This is a genomic window from Aciduricibacillus chroicocephali (genome assembly GCF_030762805.1).
Classification (GTDB): domain Bacteria; phylum Bacillota; class Bacilli; order Bacillales; family Amphibacillaceae; genus Aciduricibacillus; species Aciduricibacillus chroicocephali.
Map to the genome: position 1 here is coordinate 2,249,988 of NZ_CP129113.1, position 18,601 is coordinate 2,268,588.

The 18,601-nt window shown below is 41.6% G+C and carries 14 protein-coding genes and 1 pseudogene; all 15 read right to left on the reverse strand.

From position 1 onward, the window contains the following. Positions 1 to 507 precede the first annotated feature (507 nt). Positions 508 to 1,023, reverse strand: a pseudogene (locus tag QR721_RS11685) (SecY-interacting protein Syd). A gap of 645 nt (positions 1,024 to 1,668) precedes the next feature. Continuing rightward, on the reverse strand, positions 1,669 to 2,211 hold the full coding sequence (locus tag QR721_RS11690) for a T6SS immunity protein Tdi1 domain-containing protein (RefSeq protein ID WP_348027158.1): 543 nt from the start codon (positions 2,209 to 2,211) through the stop codon (positions 1,669 to 1,671). A 325-nt stretch (positions 2,212 to 2,536) separates the two neighbouring features. After that, positions 2,537 to 3,349 carry an Imm47 family immunity protein gene (gene imm47 / locus QR721_RS11695; protein WP_348027160.1) on the reverse strand — a complete coding sequence of 271 codons (813 nt, stop codon included), beginning with the start codon at positions 3,347 to 3,349 and terminating at the stop codon, positions 2,537 to 2,539. A 4-nt stretch (positions 3,350 to 3,353) separates the two neighbouring features. Continuing rightward, positions 3,354 to 4,058, reverse strand: coding sequence for a hypothetical protein (locus tag QR721_RS11700; protein WP_348027162.1), 705 nt, complete (start codon positions 4,056 to 4,058; stop codon positions 3,354 to 3,356). Positions 4,059 to 4,586: 528 nt separating this feature from the next. Continuing rightward, positions 4,587 to 5,072 (reverse strand): immunity protein YezG family protein, encoded by a 486-nt coding sequence (locus QR721_RS11705; RefSeq protein ID WP_348027164.1) that lies wholly within the window; start codon positions 5,070 to 5,072, stop codon positions 4,587 to 4,589. Beyond that, positions 5,073 to 6,818, reverse strand: a complete 1,746-nt coding sequence (locus tag QR721_RS11710) for a DNA/RNA non-specific endonuclease (protein ID WP_348027166.1) — start codon at positions 6,816 to 6,818, stop codon at positions 5,073 to 5,075. A gap of 3 nt (positions 6,819 to 6,821) precedes the next feature. Further along, on the reverse strand, positions 6,822 to 7,166 hold the full coding sequence (locus QR721_RS11715; protein WP_348027168.1) for a hypothetical protein: 345 nt from the start codon (positions 7,164 to 7,166) through the stop codon (positions 6,822 to 6,824). Further along, positions 7,167 to 7,877: a DUF5081 family protein gene (locus tag QR721_RS11720; RefSeq protein WP_348027170.1), complete on the reverse strand. Its 711-nt coding sequence runs from the start codon at positions 7,875 to 7,877 to the stop codon at positions 7,167 to 7,169. Continuing rightward, entirely contained in the window at positions 7,874 to 8,176 is a 303-nt protein-coding gene (locus QR721_RS11725; RefSeq protein WP_348027172.1) for a hypothetical protein, read from the reverse strand. Before QR721_RS11725 ends, QR721_RS11720 begins: the two co-directional genes overlap by 4 nt. After that, entirely contained in the window at positions 8,166 to 8,558 is a 393-nt protein-coding gene (locus tag QR721_RS11730; protein ID WP_348027174.1) for a hypothetical protein, read from the reverse strand. The genes QR721_RS11725 and QR721_RS11730 overlap by 11 nt, the downstream gene beginning before the upstream one ends. Before the next feature lie 18 nt (positions 8,559 to 8,576). Beyond that, the gene (gene essC / locus QR721_RS11735; protein ID WP_348027176.1) at positions 8,577 to 13,079 is read right to left on the reverse strand and encodes a type VII secretion protein EssC; all 4,503 of its coding nucleotides are present in this window, start codon (positions 13,077 to 13,079) and stop codon (positions 8,577 to 8,579) included. Positions 13,080 to 13,114: 35 nt separating this feature from the next. Continuing rightward, a complete protein-coding gene (gene essB / locus QR721_RS11740) occupies positions 13,115 to 14,413 on the reverse strand; it encodes a type VII secretion protein EssB (RefSeq protein ID WP_348027178.1) in 1,299 nt (432 codons plus the stop codon). After that, complete coding sequence (locus QR721_RS11745) at positions 14,410 to 14,712, reverse strand: EsaB/YukD family protein (protein WP_348027180.1); 303 nt, start codon at positions 14,710 to 14,712, stop codon at positions 14,410 to 14,412. The genes essB and QR721_RS11745 overlap by 4 nt, the downstream gene beginning before the upstream one ends. Before the next feature lie 12 nt (positions 14,713 to 14,724). Continuing rightward, entirely contained in the window at positions 14,725 to 15,183 is a 459-nt protein-coding gene (gene essA, locus QR721_RS11750) for a type VII secretion protein EssA (RefSeq protein ID WP_348027182.1), read from the reverse strand. Beyond that, the gene (esaA, locus tag QR721_RS11755) at positions 15,164 to 18,586 is read right to left on the reverse strand and encodes a type VII secretion protein EsaA (RefSeq protein WP_348027187.1); all 3,423 of its coding nucleotides are present in this window, start codon (positions 18,584 to 18,586) and stop codon (positions 15,164 to 15,166) included. Before esaA ends, essA begins: the two co-directional genes overlap by 20 nt. Positions 18,587 to 18,601: the final 15 nt, after the last annotated feature.

Consider the following 18,601-nt stretch of genomic DNA (forward strand, 5'->3'; position numbering starts at 1 on the left):
GTCAAAAAGCAAAATCAATTATGTAACATATCAAGGAATACGGTAAAATTATCCACAATGTAGAATACATTTTCTCTCGCTCTTCAGCCTCTTCCTCTGTTAATCCCTCATCTTGTATTAATGCTTCTTTTTCCCAAACGTTTTCATGCTCCCCAAAACGACAATTAAATTGTCTTCATGCCCTTTATAGTCAAAGCATACTAATTTCCTGCGGGGCCAAATGCAAAAGGTATTTATACCTTTAAGGAGTCTATCTTTATCATAAAATAATATGGTGGTAAATTTTTTTTCTCTTTATCTACTTGAAATAGTTAAAACGCGATAAAGCACTTGTTGCCTTTAGTTGACAATCAAGTGCTTTAAGTTCATATGTTTTTTAGTAGCATAAATTTTGTAGGTCTTAACTTGATTTCATATTAAATCTTTCTATAAAAAACAGCAGTCCCATTGTATCTACTCGGCTACACTTTATATCAGGTATTTTTTCATATAAATGTTCTTAGTATATTATTTTTGTAACTTTAAATTAGCAATTAACTCATCTAAACTATCCGAAATCTCTTCAAACGAACCTCATTCAAAATCCTCCAATTCAACCTTACCACTTATATTATCTAAAACAACTATCAAACCGTTCCCCTCTACGCCTATTGGAGTCTTATCAACCTTATTATGATTGTTTTTATACCCTTCTAAATTACTTTCGAAGGATTCCAATTCAATATTTGGTAATACAGGTTCTAGCCTAATATAATGATTACCTATAAATCCATCTAAATCAGCAAACCAATAAGAATTAATATAATCAACAATTGAAGTGTGCAGTTTAATCTCAAATCTTTTCTCAATCTTCGTTAAATCATTCTTATTATTTTTTTCAATAGGTTTCCATGAAATTTCTTCTTCATCATCCATTTCACCTTGATATATGAATGCATCAACTTCTTCGTTATATGGCGTTTTAAATAAAAAATCTAACCCTTTATCAAAATATTCTTTTCTTAAATTAAAATATTTGCTCATGGCATCCTTCATTACCAAAATAATCACCCTTACTTTTCTAAGAATTTTTCTAATAGTTCAGCATATTTTTTGTCATTTCCCCAAACTCCTGCGCTTTTCTCAGCATTATGAATCCCTCCTAAACCTGGATGTAGCTGTTTTTTTGCCCTTTACCAACATAGGGCATCTCAACAGTTAACCGAGGATCCGCAGTATACTTAGCCTCTAGCTTACCTAAATCAGCACCACGATATGTTCTAATAGGATCATTAATATCACCTATATTCTTAACCGTTTCACCCGTACCCTTAGTCCCCAAATTCACATCAAACTTGCTAAGGATATCCTGAACCTTGTTCTCCACAATCCGCTGATTCTCTACAGTCTCTTTTAACACTACGCCTTCAGGAGTTGAGGGCATGAGACTTGGACTGAGATTTCGGATATTGGTTATGCCCTGGTCGATTACTTTGCTGGCTGCAACTGCACTATTTGCAACTTCTCCTTAAGTACCCAAGTCTTGTTAACCGTACTATTCAAAAGAGATGATGTATTAAAAAGACCCCATGATGGATGTAACATCATGAGGTCTCTATTTCACGCAAGCTATTACATACAAGGAATTACCTGATCATGTGATGCAATCAATTTATTTGAAAATCAATCTTATTCAACGGGTCCCATAAATTCAGTAATAAGAAGAATATGTTCCTTCAGTTTAACTTTTTTTAGATTCTCTACTTTTTCTGCTCCACCTAAACCTAATAGAGGTGTATAGCCAAAACACTCATCATAATCCAACTCACTATATTGTTTAAGGGCTTCGGGATATGGTTGCCAAGACAAATCTTCATCTTTGAATTCCAAATCGTTAATATTTTGAAAGAAAAATTCAAATGTAAACATAATTGTCTTTACCACACCATACCTGTAATTAAGTAGTCTAACATATCCATCTGAACAAATAACCAGATCACCCATACCTGTAGCAAACAACACAACTGAATCCTTGTATCTTTGACTACTCATTCCCAAAATCTCTTTAAAATCCTCTGGATTTACACTTTTAAAATACCCTTGCATAAACGTACCAAATCCATAGTTACACCATAAATCTATAATTTCATTTGGTACCAGCTGCCTATATTTTTCAATGATTTCACTCGGTACTTTATTATACAATTTGAAATCTGTTAAGCATTTTTCCATTTAAACTCCTCCCACTAATGTGTTAATTTTATATTCAAATAAGTATTTTTCAGTTGTTCTGATGTCATACTTTTTGCTAATTCCTCGCTAAAAGTAAAAAAAGCACTTGTTGCCATAATAGACAAATAAGTGCTTTGGTTAAATATATATGTCATGTAATTATCTTTACCGCCGAGTAAGATGTTATATTGTCTAAGCTCGTACTTTATTTTCTATTCTAGCATTGTATAATACTTCCTGATGGTTCAACCCTCATGAAGTATGTATTTTCAAACAACCTTCTTCCTAACCACTTCATATATGCTTTATTTTTCATATGTTATAGTTAAAGCTTACATCCGTAAAAGTATTTTTGTCCCTTCTCCCAGTTTTCAGTTGAAAGCTTGTTTATATAGTTAATAAAATCTTTATAATTACTTGGACTAATAATAGTGTTGTAGTCAGCAGGTACTTCTTCACCAGTCCAAATTGATAATAAAGATGGTATTAATTCCATTTTTAATGGCTCCTCTTTATTTGCAGCAAGCATAACACGCTGTATCAACTTTTTGGCTAAGTCTCCAGGAAAAGCTAAGTTCTGTTGAAAATAATAACTATTTGTATCGTTTTCCTTACAAAACTTAAGATAAAATTCTCCAATTTCATCTATAGTAGCATCTTCCCCGATTTCTTCTTCAAAATTAATAAAAGAATCAATAGAGTCTCTTATAATAGTAGCTGTATCACTAACTTCCTCCCACTCTTCAAGTAAAGCCAATAAATATGGAATTACCTCAAGCGAAAGCGAGGTGATAGCTGCTGATGCAAAGGTGTCTACTATTTCTTCAGTTCCCTCACTAAGAAAACGGAGATTATTTGAATCCCTTAAGTCTTCATGTGTTGCGATAGATAAAAATACCCTAATACATAAATTCAGGACTGCTTCATCTTTAGTCTGATTCATTAATTGAACTAATAATGTTTTTTGAGAAAAATCTCCCGCTTTAAATAGTTCTATTACATTAAATAAAACTTCAGTTTCTGTTAAAGACTTTAAAATCTTTTCTTTTATTTCTGACTTCGCTAAATTTGTTTTTTCTCCAAACCATATACTATTCATAAGATTTCCTGTTTCCCCCACAAGTGCACCTACTTTCATTTAACTATCTCTTTCCACTTTCTCGTTGCCATTTCAGAACTTTATTCTGAAAAACAGTAACCTCAGTATGTTTTGGATTATTACCAAATACAATAATCCCCTTTTCATTCTCATGTATTTTTAGTACTTTAGCATTTTCTTTACCATAACCCATTTCATGATAAAATTCTAAATCCATATCATCAATTTGTTCTCGCCGAATAGTTGATTCTCCTGTATTCTTTATATTGGAACTTGTATTCTCTCCTCCAAAAGATAAGCCTTGTACATGGTGACCTTTTTCAAGTTCCCCTCTTCTAACCAACGCTTGATAGTCTGCTCGTGCTTCTTTCAGTTCTTTGTCCTTTACTATTGTAGATTCATCAGGGTTAGGATACCAATCCGGGTTAGTTTCGTGTAATTTTTTTGCCTCATCATAATAAGGTCCATAAACATCCTTACTTGAAGAATTACTAACCGTACCCTTAGTCCCCAAATTCACATCAAACTTGCTAAGTATATCCTGAACCTTGTTCTCCACAATCCGCTCATTCTCAACAGTCTCTTTTAACACTACGCCTTCAGGAGTTGAGGGCATGAGATTTGGACTGAGATTCCGGATATTGGTTATGCCCTGGTCGATCACTTTGCTGGCTGCTACTGCACCATGTGCAGCTTTTTCCTTAAGTACCCTCGTTCCATCCTCAAATGCGTGCTTGGCATTTCGCATACGGGCAGCGGATTGGCTTGCTGATTCTTTTACCAGGGTTTCAGTCTGGCGGATTCCTGTGTCTATCTGCTGCCAGCCTTGGACGAAAGGTTTCGAAGCTTGCTTACGTCAGCCAGCTTATCCTCAGCAGATAATATCTTGCTGAAACTTTTTACGCCCTTTGCAATGGAGCAAGACTGCCTGAGAAGCTTCATACTGTATTCACTTATAAAATTATGTTTTACCAACTAATTTTCTATGCTAAAGTACAAAAAAGCACTTGTTGCCTTTAATTGACAATCAAGTGCTTCAGGTTAATGGTTTCCAATTAGCATTAAATTTGCAAGTTTATAATAACAGTATAACAACTACTATATTCAAGCTTACGAGTCCGTTAGTGAATATACAATCCATATGTTTGTGTTCGTCGCCCCGTAAGTCATCTCGCCTGCTACGTATTCTCTTCTATCATTGAACCTAGCACTATATAATGGGAAACCATCATGGATGTGTATATTCAAACACCTTTATCTATAACTCTAGTAGATATTATTTTTGTGTATTAATATATTCTCTAATTAGTTCCACATCACTTTTTCTCTTTTCATTAGGAGAAATCCCTAATTTTTTATACTTCCATATAATTAATCTCTCATAATGATTATAATTATTTTCTTCCTCCAATAAAGTATAATCAAATTCAACGTCAAACTTACCAGTAGAATATAACTCAAATGTTAAATTAGTCCAAGGTTCCTGCTTATTTCTTTTGAATTCTTCCCATAATTCTCTAAAGATACTATCGAGAATATTTAATTGACGATCTGTCTTGTCTTCATCGACACCTTCCATATCTTCAATATCTAAACTGTATATCGGTTCCTGCTTATTTTTGGGATAGTAGAAAAATACCGTCGAATCACTATATTCATCAACTTCTGAATATACCATTATTTTTTCCCATGGCTCTGGAATAATACTGTTTAAATGAATAGCTATTTTTTGATAAATATTTTCCAAGTTCCCTGTATTCATTTACTTTCCTCCATATACATTTTTCAAGCTAGCTTTAAATTTTTCTCCATCAACTGTATATTTTATTTTAAAGCTAACGGGTCTTACAGAATTCCCTTCATATACAGGTCTAATATCCACTATAACTTCCCGCTTATCTCTTAAAGCTTTTGCCCAAGCAGATTCCAACTTTTTATAAGCACTTACATTAACATTACCATTCATTGCAACTATATTATCAATAAGCGGAGATCCATTAAATTGTGTACCAATTAAATGTCCACCATGATCTCCTTGAGTACTAGGAGCTTTAACTCGGTCTTCCCCTCCAGCAGCTAACTGATGCTTACTATTACGTTCTCCCATTTCTAACGTTAATTCTCCAGAAGCTCTCTCAATTCTTCCCATTTCATCTGTTTGATATAGATATCCATTCGTTTCATATTTTACATTAGGTTTCAATTTAAATTCATCTAAAAAGTGACTACCATCTTTAACTATATCATCAAGAGCCTTACTATAATTACCCGTACCCTTATTACCCAAATTCACATCAAACTTGCTAAGTATATCCTGAACCTTGTTCTCCACAATCCGCTCATTCTCAACAGTCTCTTTTAACACTACGCCTTCAGGAGTTGAGGGCATGAGATTTGGACTGAGATTCCGGATATTGGTTATGCCCTGGTCGATCACTTTGCTGGCTGCTACTGCGCCATGTGCAGCTTTTTCCTTCAGCACCCTCGTTCCATCCTCAAATGCGTGCTTGGCATCTCGCATACGGGCAGCGGATTGGCTTGCTGCTTCTTTCACCAGGGTTTCAGTCTGGCGGATTCCTGTGTCCAAATGTTGTTTCGCCTTGGAAGACAGGTTGCGGATATGGCTTACGTCGATCAGCTTATCTCCCGCGGATAATGCCTTGCCGAAGCTCTTCACGCCTTTTGCACCGGGAATAATATCAAGCGGGGCTAGGGCGCCTCGTACCCATCTTTCCTGCGTATCCAGCTCACGGCCTGAAACAAGATCTTTACCTGCTATGGCAGAGCCAAGCTGTGACGCGCCATAGATTCCTCCGAGAGCGAGACCTGCAGGTGGGCAGATTAGAGTCGCTCCCACTACAACAACAAGCGCTGCGATATCGACCCAGAATTCTTTCTGCAACTGCTGATCTTTAATGGAATCGTACTCAAAGGCTCTTGTATTCATCGCCGCTTGGCGGTATTCCGCTTCAGTGAAATCCTGGTGACCTTTTGCCTGCAAAGCTTCAAATTCAGTTTTAATCTGATTACCATAGAAGTTCTCACCAGCAAGCAGGTCGTCGAGCGAAACAGAATCCTTTTTAACCGTCTTCTGCTCCACATCATACATTCCATGTACAAGGGTTTCAACCTTGGTTGTTCCCAGTAGGTTATCTGTAGTGTATCCTTCTATTCTTTCATCACGAATGGCTTCTACAAAACCATCAATATCCTTATGGAATGGTTCGTCTATTGTGTCTTTAACAATATCTCCTACTTTTCCCGTGAAATCAAACAATACCTCGAACTGCTCAAAGAGTTTGTTATATTTTCCTTCATGGTCCACATGTGAAAAGCTGATGGCATGATCACTGTCCAGATCTTTAATATCTGCTTCTGCATCTTCAAGGTTCTTTGTTGCGTCTTTCAGGTCATCTATGGCTCCTTTTCCCCAAACCCCTTTTCCAATCAGTTCACCAATTCCGTCCTTCATTTTATCCCAGTCTGATTTCAGGTATTTGACATCCATAGATTACACCTTCAAGTTCCCAATAATTCTTTCGGCAACCGCTTCATCATTTTCCATCATTTCATTTAATGAAAAAGTGATAAGTGTGGAAGCTCTGTTATAATGGTCTACCAATTCCAGGAATTTCTCATTAGCTTCACCAAGTGTATCTACCGTTTTCTTCGCTTCACCAGCCGTATAAAATGTATTGTCTTTAATTTTATTAATATAGAAATTCAGATGCAAATTCAGGTCTTCAAACATTGTATTAAGTTGGTTATAAACTTCGGTCAGTTCATCTGCTTTAACATGAATCTTTTCAGATGTGCTTCCTGCGCTACCTCCGCCAAAACTCGCCATTTCAACCATTTACTTCGCCCCCTGATAAGGAAATTCCAAATGATCAAACAACACTTTAAGAAACCCGTGCTGACTTGCATGATAATATTTCTTTTCTACTGGATTAATCATGATTAAACGTTGTTCTTGTTCAAATACAAGCCACTGCATATATGCTTTATCGTTGCGCGACTCCAAAGCTCCTTTTCCAGAACAAAAGACTTCCAAGTTCATAATCTTTTCTGGCTCGAATTCATTTATATGATGACGTTCTTGGTGTGTAAGAAGAGTTTTGAGAAAAGTTCTTTCCTTCTCTTCTGGTTCTCTTAATACAACAGGAAAGAAAGATGCAAGCAGATCGAATGCCTTAGCCTTAGATACTACAAATAATTTATACTTTTTTTGTCTTTCTACTTCTACAAGGAGGATTAGTTCATCCTGTTCATCCGGCATAAAAGCGAACATCATATTATTAATTCGGACATATTTATTACTTTGGTGATATGCTTGCAAAGTTTTAATTATAATTGCTCCGCCCTTTGTCAGCTTACCCTCATCGGTCAAAATATTCTTCTCGATCAGCCTCTCATATGCGCCCTCGAACACCTCATCTCCTTGCAGCTGATATATTTCCTTATCAGGCAATCCGAAAAGAATCTTTCCATCAAAAGCTTCGGCCAGCAAGTACAGCTCTGGAACGTTAAAGAAATCAGTAGTCTGTTCAATCGTTTGCTGACTCACAGATTTCTCACCTTCCTTACCTCTCCATTCGCATGGTAATCATCAAAATAATCAAGAAGATTATTCAAAGCTTCAACTTGTTTCTTGGAAATGTCATGCAATGAACCATGGAATTGCTCAAGGATATTGAGATAAGTATAAAACGCATCACGGTTCTTGCCGCTCCATTCAGCCGAGGCTACATAAGATTGCAGCGTTTTGCACTGTGTATGTGTTCTGGAAAGGCAATCTTGGATACCTTTGGCAGCAGCTCTGATTCCGTTTAATTCACTTTCATTAATTTCAACTTTATCTGCCACCTGTTATCCCTCCAATAAAGCTTTCGATCTTATCCATCATCGCTTTATGACGTGCTCTCGCTTCCTCTTCTGCAATTCGTTTATAATGCAAATATTTCTCATAAGCTGTATTTTTAGCATTTGTTAAATCGGACGTTTTGCTTTTTTCATATTCAAAATATTTATTTAGCAGAGCCGTTTTTTCTTCACGTTTTGGCTCAAAATCATCAGAAGGTATCTTATCTGACGACAGTGCAGGAATTGCGGCCTGATATCCGTTGATTGCAGCCTGTATATCTTTTATATATTTATTGTGATCGGTTAGGGCATCCTCCAATTTACCATGAAGCCTCTTATACTCATCCCTTTTCCGCTCCGCCTCTGTTCCACCAAATAACCACATTCCAGACCACGTCCTTCCCTAGTATGGAGTTGCAATTTTAATTTTTTCGTACTTACCGCGTTTGACATAATAGGCCTCATAACGCTGCAGGCTCTTCTCTTTATAAGGAGGCTGCAAAACGTCGAGCATATTCTGATCAGCAATTCTGCCGATAATTATGCCTGATTTGAATTTCTTGATCGCATTTGCTACCTCGTCATAGTTTCTGTCAATTGCGCCATTCATGGCACCAATGACAAAATGCATACCCATACGTGAACCTGCATCAATGAGTTTTGCCAGCTTTTCCTGTGCTGTCATTGATAAACTCTCAATTGTGAAACCGGCGTCTGTAAGAATGATAAGAAGCGGGCGGATTCCTTTCATGAAGTCTGCCAAAGTCGCTCTGCCATCAGTATTTGACTGGACTTCTCTGAAGGCGTCTTCTCTCGCTTCAAATAATGCTTGCAATCTTTCCAACATCTCTTCCAATGTGGCTCCGTCATTAGCATACAGGTCTGCTTTCTCCTTCCGAGAAGCAAATCCGGACGTAGCATTGTCCATCAATGCGATGTCAATCTGGTCATTATGCATTTTTGTTTCAAGAATGGTCATAAAGGCATTCTCAATTATCTCGGCATCCTCACCGATGACTAGAAGATTCTGGTCGTTTCTATAATCCAACTCAACAGGCTCAACCTCTTCAAAATCAACTGCAAACGGGATACCGCCATCTTTCAAAATGGCCGCTGTCTGATCTTTCCCAAGCAGTTCCTTGAATGTAATTTTCTCCGGAACCATTGGGATTGGTCGAGGTGTGCTTCCTGTCCACGAATGTGCCATTTCCTCTGCTTCAGCTTTGATTGCTTCGACGATTTCCAATGTGTCAGATCCGCTCGCCGGGAGGGCTGTCTGGAATGATACGGGGTCATCCAGCTTGATAAGCCCGCGACCCGGGATTTCGTCGATAGGCAAAGCTGTTCTGCCAACGACAGAGCGTACTTCTGTGTCATCAATCTGGTAGAGGGAAATCTGCGTCTTGATGTTAGCTAGAAGCTGAGCTCTCATCGCGTTCTGTCTGCCGGCCGTGATAACGAGATGCATTCCGACGCTTGCACCTTCCCTTGCAATCTGGACAGCAATGGCATCGAAGCTTTCCTTATAACTCGTATCTGCTGCCGAATCAAATGTATCTATCATGACGATAATATGCGGTACTTCTTCACCGCTCGCCCGTTCATACATCTCCATAGAGGCGACCCCATAATCACTCAGCTTTTGTTTCCGTTCTTTCAGCTCTTTGCTCAAGCGTCGGAACAGCTTCTCCATTTTCGCTTCTTCATCAACACGGATTGCATCGGCTGTATGAGGGAGATTTCTCAATGGAAGCAGACCGTTCGTCCCCAAATCCAGCAAGTAGAGATGCAGTTTTTCCGGGCTGTGCTTTCTCGCGAGGTCCATTGCGATAGTCTGAAGCATCGTTGATTTTCCATAACCAGGACTGGCGATTATCACCATATGGCCATCTTTTGTAAGATTAATATCCAACGGCTCCTGTTTTTGCATCTCAGGAATATCGACCATACCGATTGTTGCGATTAACGGTTGCTTTTTCACATGCCAAAGTGACTTGTAATCCACAGGGGACAAATTGGAAAGGAAAATCTCTCTTTCCAACGGCGGCAACCAAGGCCTCGGTAATCTCTCAATCTTTCTTTCTTCCGCAAAGTCATGAATATGACCAATGACTGCTTCCAACTCTGTTTCGGTCTTCTGTACCTTTTCTTGCCTATCCAACCCACTCAGGTCTTCTGTCAAAATGTCATACTGACCGAGATCATTAATTGCGTAGATTGTCGTGTCGAGATAGCTTGAGTCATCTTTGTCCTTCACATAGTCCGCTCCGCTCCATGCACTCTGGAACAGTTCATAAATTTCGTTGTTGCCGACTTGCAAGTACGCTCGGCCCGGCAATGTAATCTCTGCAGCGTCCGGTGTCTTAAGGATTTCGTTCGAATCACTCGCGTTCTGCACTTTCAAGGCGAGCTTGAATTTCGAGTTGGACCAGATTTGATCGTCGACAACACCGCTCGGCTTCTGTGTTGCTAGGATGAGATGAATCCCAAGTGAGCGTCCAATCCGGGCAGTCGAGACGAGCTCTTTCATGAAGTCCGGCTGTTCTGCTTTTAGCTCGGCGAATTCATCTGAGATGAGGAATAGATGCGGCATCGCTTCCTCGGCTTTCCCTTCTTTATATAGCTTCTGATACTGGTTGATGTGGTTCACATCATGCTCTCCGAAGAGTCGCTGGCGCTTTTGCAATTCTGCTTTGATCGAAGCGAGCGCGCGCATTGACTGAGCTCCATCCAAGTTCGTGATCGTCCCCATCAGATGAGGGAGATTTTTGAAAAGATTCGCCATGCCCCCACCTTTGTAGTCAATAAGAAGGAAGCCGACTTCATAAGGGTGGAAATTGACGGCCAGTGACAGTATATAAGACTGGATGATTTCCGATTTACCAGATCCTGTCGTACCGGCGACAAGCCCGTGAGGTCCATGTGCTTTTTCATGAAGGTTCAGCTGGACGATGTCATCTTTTCCTCTCATACCGAGGGGAACGGCAAGGCTCTTATATGTCTCATTCTGTTGCCAGCGTTCAGCGATCTGCAATTCTTCCACCTGTTCAGCCCCATACATTTCCAAGAACGTCACTGCTTCGGGAATGGAGTTCTTCAAAGATTGCAGATGATTAAGTGGTGCAAGCGCACGAGAAACATCTTCTTTATTAAAGCCTCCCGGGAAGTGATCGAGGTCGAACCTCCGATTCACAAGTTCTCCTTCCTCCAGAAGGATATTACCTGTCTGTGCGTCCCGGATATCGACTACTGTCGTCACATGCTCTGGCAATGATTCAAGTACGTCCTGTACGAAAACAAGCGATACGCCCAGCTCTTGCGGATCTTCATTGAAGAATTCCATGATCGAATGGTCGAGCATGATTTTTTCATCTGTAAGAAAAACGACGAAATGAGGCGTGAAATATGTCTTTTCATTCTTGTTCTGTTTCTCATCCAGAACGAGCTTGCGTTCTTTCAGCACTTGGTAGAGTGAAGACAGTACTTGGTCGCGTGAGCGCTCATGATAGACAAAACCACGCACATTCACGCCTGGCAGACTGGCATGTGGCAGCCATCGCATCCATTCCCATTCACGCTTCTCTTCTTCCGGAAAAACAGAGATGAATCTCACATCATGATAGCTGTGGAAAAGTGCGATCTGCATAGCAAGCTGCTGCAGCTGTTCGACAACGAGAGATCGCTTGCCGATATAGCCGACTGGCCCTTTCATAAGGGAAGTAACGATTGGCACTTGCTCCAGTTCGCTGAATTCATTTCTTAGTTTCCTTGCGGCCAGGACCAATTCATCCTTGTCCTGGGTGAATTCTTCTTCGTTGAAATCTATTTCAAAACTTGTCGGTTCTGTGCCGAGGCCCGCTCTAATATTGAGGAAATCATGGTGGTGCATTGCTTTTTCATAGATGCGCGCATCTACGCTTTTTGCCATGTGACGGATTTTTGAAGCATCTGGATAATGAAAGAGTAAGGCATGACGCTGTTCTTCCCGTGCATGATGAAGTTCGGCGGCTTTATCAAGCAGATAGGCCTTGTAGCTCTCTTCCCGCTCCTTCGTATCAATCCGGTACTGTTTAACACTCTTGATGTAAGATGTGACGGAGAAAATGATTGTCACAATGGTCACAGAAAGCATGGCGATGATGTAGATGCCCCGCGGCTGGAAGATCGAGATGATCACAAGGGCTGCAATCATCACGAGAGGCGGCACAATCGTGCGTGCCAGTTGTTCGCTCGGCTTCGAAGGCTTATTCGAAGGCTTGGCGATAATTTTCTTCTCCACAGGTTCACGGTGGATAATTCTCGGTGAACGGTGGTAATCCGGATATTCATTCCGATATGGAGAGCCAAGGCCGATCAGCTCAGGGCGCTTTGCAGTGAACTGATCGGGTGCTGATTGGATTTCAATCTTATCCTTTCGGGCAACAATCAGGATGCCATCAAAGAAAAGATGGTCCCCCGCAGCCAGCTTAGCCTGCCCATGGACACGGGCATAGTTGTGATATAGTTCTCCTGCAAATACTTCGACTTCATAGCCGTCTGGAATTGGCTGCAGAAGAAAGTCCGCGTCCGAGTCTTTCAAGACGATGTCATGATATTCCGCTGTTCCGAATGAGAGACTTGTTCCCGCAGAAGTGTCATATTCCATCTCTGTCACTTGCTCGAGGACATGGAGCTGTACAGTTTTCTCACCAATTGATAAGCGTCTGGATTGACCAGTTGGAATGTCTGTGTCAGCAATATGAAGCGACATTCCATCCCAACTTCCCTCCAGTCGCTCTGTCATATCAAGGGTTCTGACCGTATCTGTCCGCTGAGATCCGATTGTAAATCTCTTTTCTTCCCCCTTTGGCAGGCGGCATTTATGCAGTTCTTCATCACAGCTGATCATAAGCAAGGGATCTGCCATCTTTATTCCTCCTTATTCCTGATGCCTCGGACCTTCTATTTCTTCTTCTCTTCGGCTTTCTTTTTCTCTTCGGATTTTTTCTGTTCTTGCTGTTTCTTTTCTTCTTGCTGCTGTTCTTTTACTGAATTCTGATCGGCGCTTTCAGCTTGCTGCCCTTCGGCTGCTTCGCTATCTTCTTCCAAACCGTATTCCTCACGGTAGCGGCGCAGTTCGTCCTCTGCTTTGCGAACACGTTCATCACGTTCTTCACCTTTTAGTTCCGGATTGTTTTTATCTTGTTCGATTTTATTGATCAGTCCATAAATGATCAGACGCGGATCATCAAGCAATTTCGCCAGGTCGATTGACTTTTCAAAATCTCCCCGTCCGCTATATATCCAATAAAGCAAGTAATCCTTGTCACTTTTCAAACTGATGTTCTTCAGAATGACTTCTCTTTCCGCCGGCTTCAGATCAGCTGTCCTCACATAGGCATTTGCCAATATGTACTTTGCCGGGTCAGGCAGTTTTTCGGGATTTGCTTTTTGCAATGATGTGATGACCCCATCATAGTCAGAGGCAAGATTATTCCGGTGAGCCTCCAGCAAATGCTGCTCAAATGGTTGTTTGACAATCAGGAAGTAGCCGAGTGGTACAGCGAGAAGTACGGCAAGAGCAATCATGGAGAACGCAAGCCATTTAAATAACTTAAAACGTGAAGCAGGAACGAGTTGCATCATCTTGTCCGATTTGTCCTGTTCCTCCCGATAGCTCTCCTTCAGAAAAGCAGCCAATTCGCCAATACTATTCATCTCATTTACTTTTCGTTCGAATTCCGTCTCTGTCGCATTTGCGAGTGAACCGTTGTAGAGCTGGTCGAACGTAAGCTCTTTTGCAAATAATGCGATGGCAAGGCACTTGTACTGTTTCAGCAAATGCTCCTCATCCATCTCCATCGGTGGCATCAAATCGCGTATTCCCCTATATACGGAGAGTGGCATCAGATTTTCATTGAATAGTAGATTGTCCGGATGGAGAAAATATGTAATGCGCGCCGGTAATCCATGAAAGTAGGCGGAGATATTTCCGAGTAGGCGCAGCTTCTCAGCGCGGGTGCGCTTTTTCACTTGAGCCCATGTTTTCCAATCTTCCTGTACGATGAAGTGGAAAGAATAATGGTCTCCCGTCTCAGTAACACGTACTGGAACGAAGCGGTCCGCTGTCTCGTTCAAAATGCCGAATTGGCGGATATCCTTGACGCGTGTATCGGCTTTACGAATCTGCGTCTGCCATTCGTTCTGATCCATTTGGAATTCAAGCTGTAGTCCGTCCATTTCAATCTTCTTTTCTTTCATCTTGTCTCGTTCCTTTCTTCAAGAGACAAATCTGCTCCAGCCCGGACAGGTGCGAGGACGACAAGCACGTCCCCGTCCGTCACCGGATAATCTGTCAGTCTGTCATCACCAGTGAGGACCAGCTCCTTTGTAGCTATCTTTATAGCCTGGGAAATGATCGCTTCGTCAAGGTTTAGCGTTTCTGCCAGATTGGCAAGCAGCTGTGTGACCGTCTGATGCACAGGAATCCTGAGATCCAGCTTTCTGCCCCCATGCATATGCAAATCCAACGTTATGTCTATATGTGATTTTCCAGCCATTGCGACTGCCTCCTATGCAATCTTGCGGAATGTCCAGAAGAGAAGAGCGATCATTGCAGCGCCAAAAACTCCTAGTGCCGCAATGATCAAAATGCTGAATGGACCTTCTCTATCTGTTTCTTCTTCCGATTTTCTCTCTGGTGCTGTGTAATCTGCTGAAAATAATTGCTCAGTCAGCTTGTCTTGATTGTTATCAAATCGTCCGCTCTCTTCGAACAGTTTGTCCTGAAGCGAACGTATATCCGACTCCTTCTGTTTCTGATGACGCTTTATCGTCTTTTCCGTCTCCGGCTTGAATAATTCAGGGAAGCGTTTGTCCAGTTCTGTCTCAACAGAGTTGCTTCCTTTCTCTCCTTCACCGATACGGTCAATCTGGATTTTCAGTTTCCCTTCATCTTCAGCTTCCGCATTTACAGCATAGGGAGTGAGGATGAGAAGAAGAAGCAGAAGGCTAAATAGCTTCGTGCGCATCTTCTTCCTCCATCTCAGGCTGTTGGCGATGACGAACAAAGAGATTCAGCACAGCTCCTGCCAGCGCAAGCACTACAAGAACCGTTGTGATTTTCCATGTCCCTTCTGAAGCTGAGGCTAGCAGACCTGCATAGTTTTCAAGGTAGTTAAGTGGCGAGTACGCCTGCATATTGCTGCCTAGTCCGATTCCACTTCCACCGTTTGCTGTGAGCAGATAGAGACTGAATACGCCAAGCAGGATGAACATGCCGATCATCTTCAGTTGTCTCAACAAATATGTCGAGACAAGAACCATCGCAAGCATCATTAACATCACTGCAAGTGTCCACCAGATTGCCTCTGTCTGTTCCGCCTCCAAATAGTAGGCTGATAGAATGCCCATTAGCAGCCCTTCGACGAGTGCCGCTCCTGCCGCAATCACGGCAAATGGAAGGTTGGCACGATACAACGGCACTTCTCCAGATTCAAATTTGTCGATCGCTTTGCGTCCTGCTTTCAATGTTGAGATTGCATAAGCAGTGAACAAGGATACGATGAAGCCAATCAAAATAAGATACTGCGGTACAGATTCCTTAGCCAATTCCTTAGGATCATTGAATATCGTTCCACTATTCTTCGTTTGTACTGGATTGGATAGGAAGTTGAACAGATTCTCATTCAACTTGTCACCGACACGGCTATTGGCGAGTACATCTTTGAAATTATGAGCGAACTGCTTATCTTTCAGCACTTTGTCCGTCATGTTCTTGGAAAGGTTGTTCGCCTCGTCTACGAGATCCGTTCCCGACTTCTGGATAGCGGAAGCCTGGCTATCAATCTGTTCGAATGTTCCATAGACAGATTCTGCTGAAGCAAGCTGGAAGTTCGAGCGGCTCGCTACAGATTCACTTGCAGTAAGCAGATCATTGAACCCGCCATCGAAATTCATTGTCGCTGTCTGTCCATTTGCATCCTGGAGTTTTTTCTTTTCGTCAAGCAGCTTCAGGCTTTCTTCTCTCCAGGCTTCAGCAGCAGCCATCTGTTCATCAAGGGCTTTGCTCACTGACAGTGCTTCCTCAGTCGCACTTCTGACTTTATCTGCAAGCTGATCCGCCTGCTCGTCCGTTTTGTTCACAAGATCATTGTAAGCGTTGATTTCTCCTGTAAGTTCTTGCAAAGGCTCTTCCAATTTGCCTGCGAGATTATCTGCGATCTGCGCAATCGCATACTGCTTGAACATACCGCCGATATCTTTGTTGTTGAATAGATAATATAGAGAGTTCTCTGTTGCAAGACTTTTCAAGTTGCTGTCTTTAAGCTCGCTTTGCAAATTGCCTGCATTCATATTAAGACCGAAGTAGCTTTCATATAGGGAAGCCAGCTGCTCATATGAATTAAGACTATCCACTGCTTCTTCAACAACATCTTCTGCTGACCCGTCGAAGATCGGTATTTGTACTTTGTGACGGATTGTATTGTTGTTAATTTCCTTTTGAGGTTCGGAAGGCTCTTCTTTTGAAGGTACTTTTTCTTCCTCTTTTTGCTGTTTGTCTTCTTTGTCCTTCTGATCTGATTCTTTCTCTTGCTCTTGCTTGGCAGGTGTTTCTTCTTTGTCTTTCTCAGTTGTTTCGGACTTATCTTGTTCAGAGGCAGGATCTGCTGACTGATTTTCTTCTTCCTTCGGCTCAGTCGTTGCAGGATCTTCTGTTGTTGTTTCTTCAACCCCGTTGTTCAAACGGGTGAAGACAATCTTGCCTCCTGGCGCATTGACCTGTTCAGCTGTTCCGGATTCCTCAGAACCTGCATCTCCTGTATCCTTCTGTTCCAATGTCCAGCCCCACTCGAGCGGCTTCAGCACATCGAGGTCCATATTGCGATCATCCAGTTTGAAAGTCGCACGAACACTCATCTGGCCAGCTTCACTCGCCGGCAATGTAAGCACACTGCTTGATGAATTAATTGAGGATCCGCCTGGAAGCGATACATTAAGCTGCGTAACAGAGAACCCCTTCGGTACGATGAGGACAAATTTCTGTCCGCCATTCTCATTTTTATCGATACGAACTGTATCCGTAACATCGATTCCATCCGCAACGAGACGATCCTTTATCTTTTCCACCTGTTCCGGAAGCAGTGTTACATCTCCATTTCCGCCATTTGAAACTTCACCAAAATCCTCTTTATAGCTCTTGGTCACAGCAATCGTGTTGAGGATTCTGCGCTCTGTTTCATCCGACAGTCCTGAAGCCTCAATTGCATCAGGGGAAAGCGTCGGCAGTTTGCGAATATGCTTCTCAATCAGTTGCCTTGATTTCTTATCAGGATCTTCAAAGAGGACAGAAAGATTCATCCCCTTATCAGCAAACGCTTCATCAAAGCTGTCCGCGAGCTGTTCCTTCACCTGCTTCTCGATTCCATCATGCAAAGTCGATTCGAGATGGGTGTTCAACTTCTGAACAGCGCTGAATCGCTCTTGCAAATAGCCTCTGATCGTATCAACATTCGCCTGGATGCCCGCTTCCGGGTTTTCAGGTGTTCCTTGAAGTTTGGATAGCATCCATTCATTTTGCAGCTTCGCTTGCGCCATTACGCCACCCGGATCTGACTGCAACTGTTCATTCATCGCATTTTGTTGCTGGAAATAATCTACGTATAATAGCTCATTATTCTTTTGACTGTTTAGTGCATCCATTAGCTTTGGAAGCTGATTTCTTTTCGCTTCCGAATCTGCTGCGAGCTGGTCATTAAATGATAAAAGACCCTTTCGGAAGTCCCCGAAGCTCTGCTTTGACTGCTTCGTATAGTCTCTTACAAGTTTGAATTGACCAGTGTAGCCTGCAAGCGGGCTTCTCACAGATTGGTTATAAGCATTTGTATACTTCTCGCTTTTGTTGACAATTTGTCCTACATTGTCCTGTGCCTGCTGCAGATTGCCGACTATGCTTGCAAAATAGACATCAATGACACGCTTGTTAATATCATTGAGAATGCGGCTTGCCGCTTCTTCAGCCTCCGCCTTGGCACTTGTGCTGCCAGTGGCGTTGATTTTATATGGAAGAGAGACAGCATCTGGTCTTTTTTCATTGATGGCGAGTGCTTTTTGAGAGAAATCACTCGGTATGACGACCATCAGATTATATGTATTGTTCTTCAACCCGTTCTCTGCGATACTGCGGCTGACAACATGCCAGTCATGCGTATTATCTCTCTCAATGCTTTTGACGAAAGCATCGCCAAACCCAATATGTTCATTATTAAATCCAGTTCCATAATCTTCATTAACAAGGGCTACAGACATAACCTTGCCCTGACGCGGTGCTTTTCTATCTTTTGTTTTATCATTAAAAGCAAGATATGAGAGGCCGGACACAAATACTAGAATGAGTGCAAGGAAGATTGCTATGCGGCCATATGTTTTATTCATGGTGATCATCTCCTA

What these genes read in the sequence shown, in the direction of transcription:
- QR721_RS11690 (WP_348027158.1), bottom strand. Translation starts at nt 2,211, where the DNA reads ATGGAAAAATGCTTAACAGATTTCAAATTGTATAATAAAGTACCGAGT.
- imm47 (WP_348027160.1), bottom strand. Translation starts at nt 3,349, where the DNA reads ATGAAAGTAGGTGCACTTGTGGGGGAAACAGGAAATCTTATGAATAGT.
- QR721_RS11700 (WP_348027162.1), bottom strand. Translation starts at nt 4,058, where the DNA reads ATGCGAAATGCCAAGCACGCATTTGAGGATGGAACGAGGGTACTTAAG.
- QR721_RS11705 (WP_348027164.1), bottom strand. Translation starts at nt 5,072, where the DNA reads ATGAATACAGGGAACTTGGAAAATATTTATCAAAAAATAGCTATTCAT.
- QR721_RS11710 (WP_348027166.1), bottom strand. Translation starts at nt 6,818, where the DNA reads ATGGATGTCAAATACCTGAAATCAGACTGGGATAAAATGAAGGACGGA.
- QR721_RS11715 (WP_348027168.1), bottom strand. Translation starts at nt 7,166, where the DNA reads ATGGTTGAAATGGCGAGTTTTGGCGGAGGTAGCGCAGGAAGCACATCT.
- QR721_RS11730 (WP_348027174.1), bottom strand. Translation starts at nt 8,558, where the DNA reads ATGTGGTTATTTGGTGGAACAGAGGCGGAGCGGAAAAGGGATGAGTAT.
- essC (WP_348027176.1), bottom strand. Translation starts at nt 13,079, where the DNA reads ATGGCAGATCCCTTGCTTATGATCAGCTGTGATGAAGAACTGCATAAA.
- essB (WP_348027178.1), bottom strand. Translation starts at nt 14,413, where the DNA reads ATGAAAGAAAAGAAGATTGAAATGGACGGACTACAGCTTGAATTCCAA.
- QR721_RS11745 (WP_348027180.1), bottom strand. Translation starts at nt 14,712, where the DNA reads ATGGCTGGAAAATCACATATAGACATAACGTTGGATTTGCATATGCAT.
- essA (WP_348027182.1), bottom strand. Translation starts at nt 15,183, where the DNA reads ATGCGCACGAAGCTATTTAGCCTTCTGCTTCTTCTTCTCATCCTCACT.
- esaA (WP_348027187.1), bottom strand. Translation starts at nt 18,586, where the DNA reads ATGAATAAAACATATGGCCGCATAGCAATCTTCCTTGCACTCATTCTA.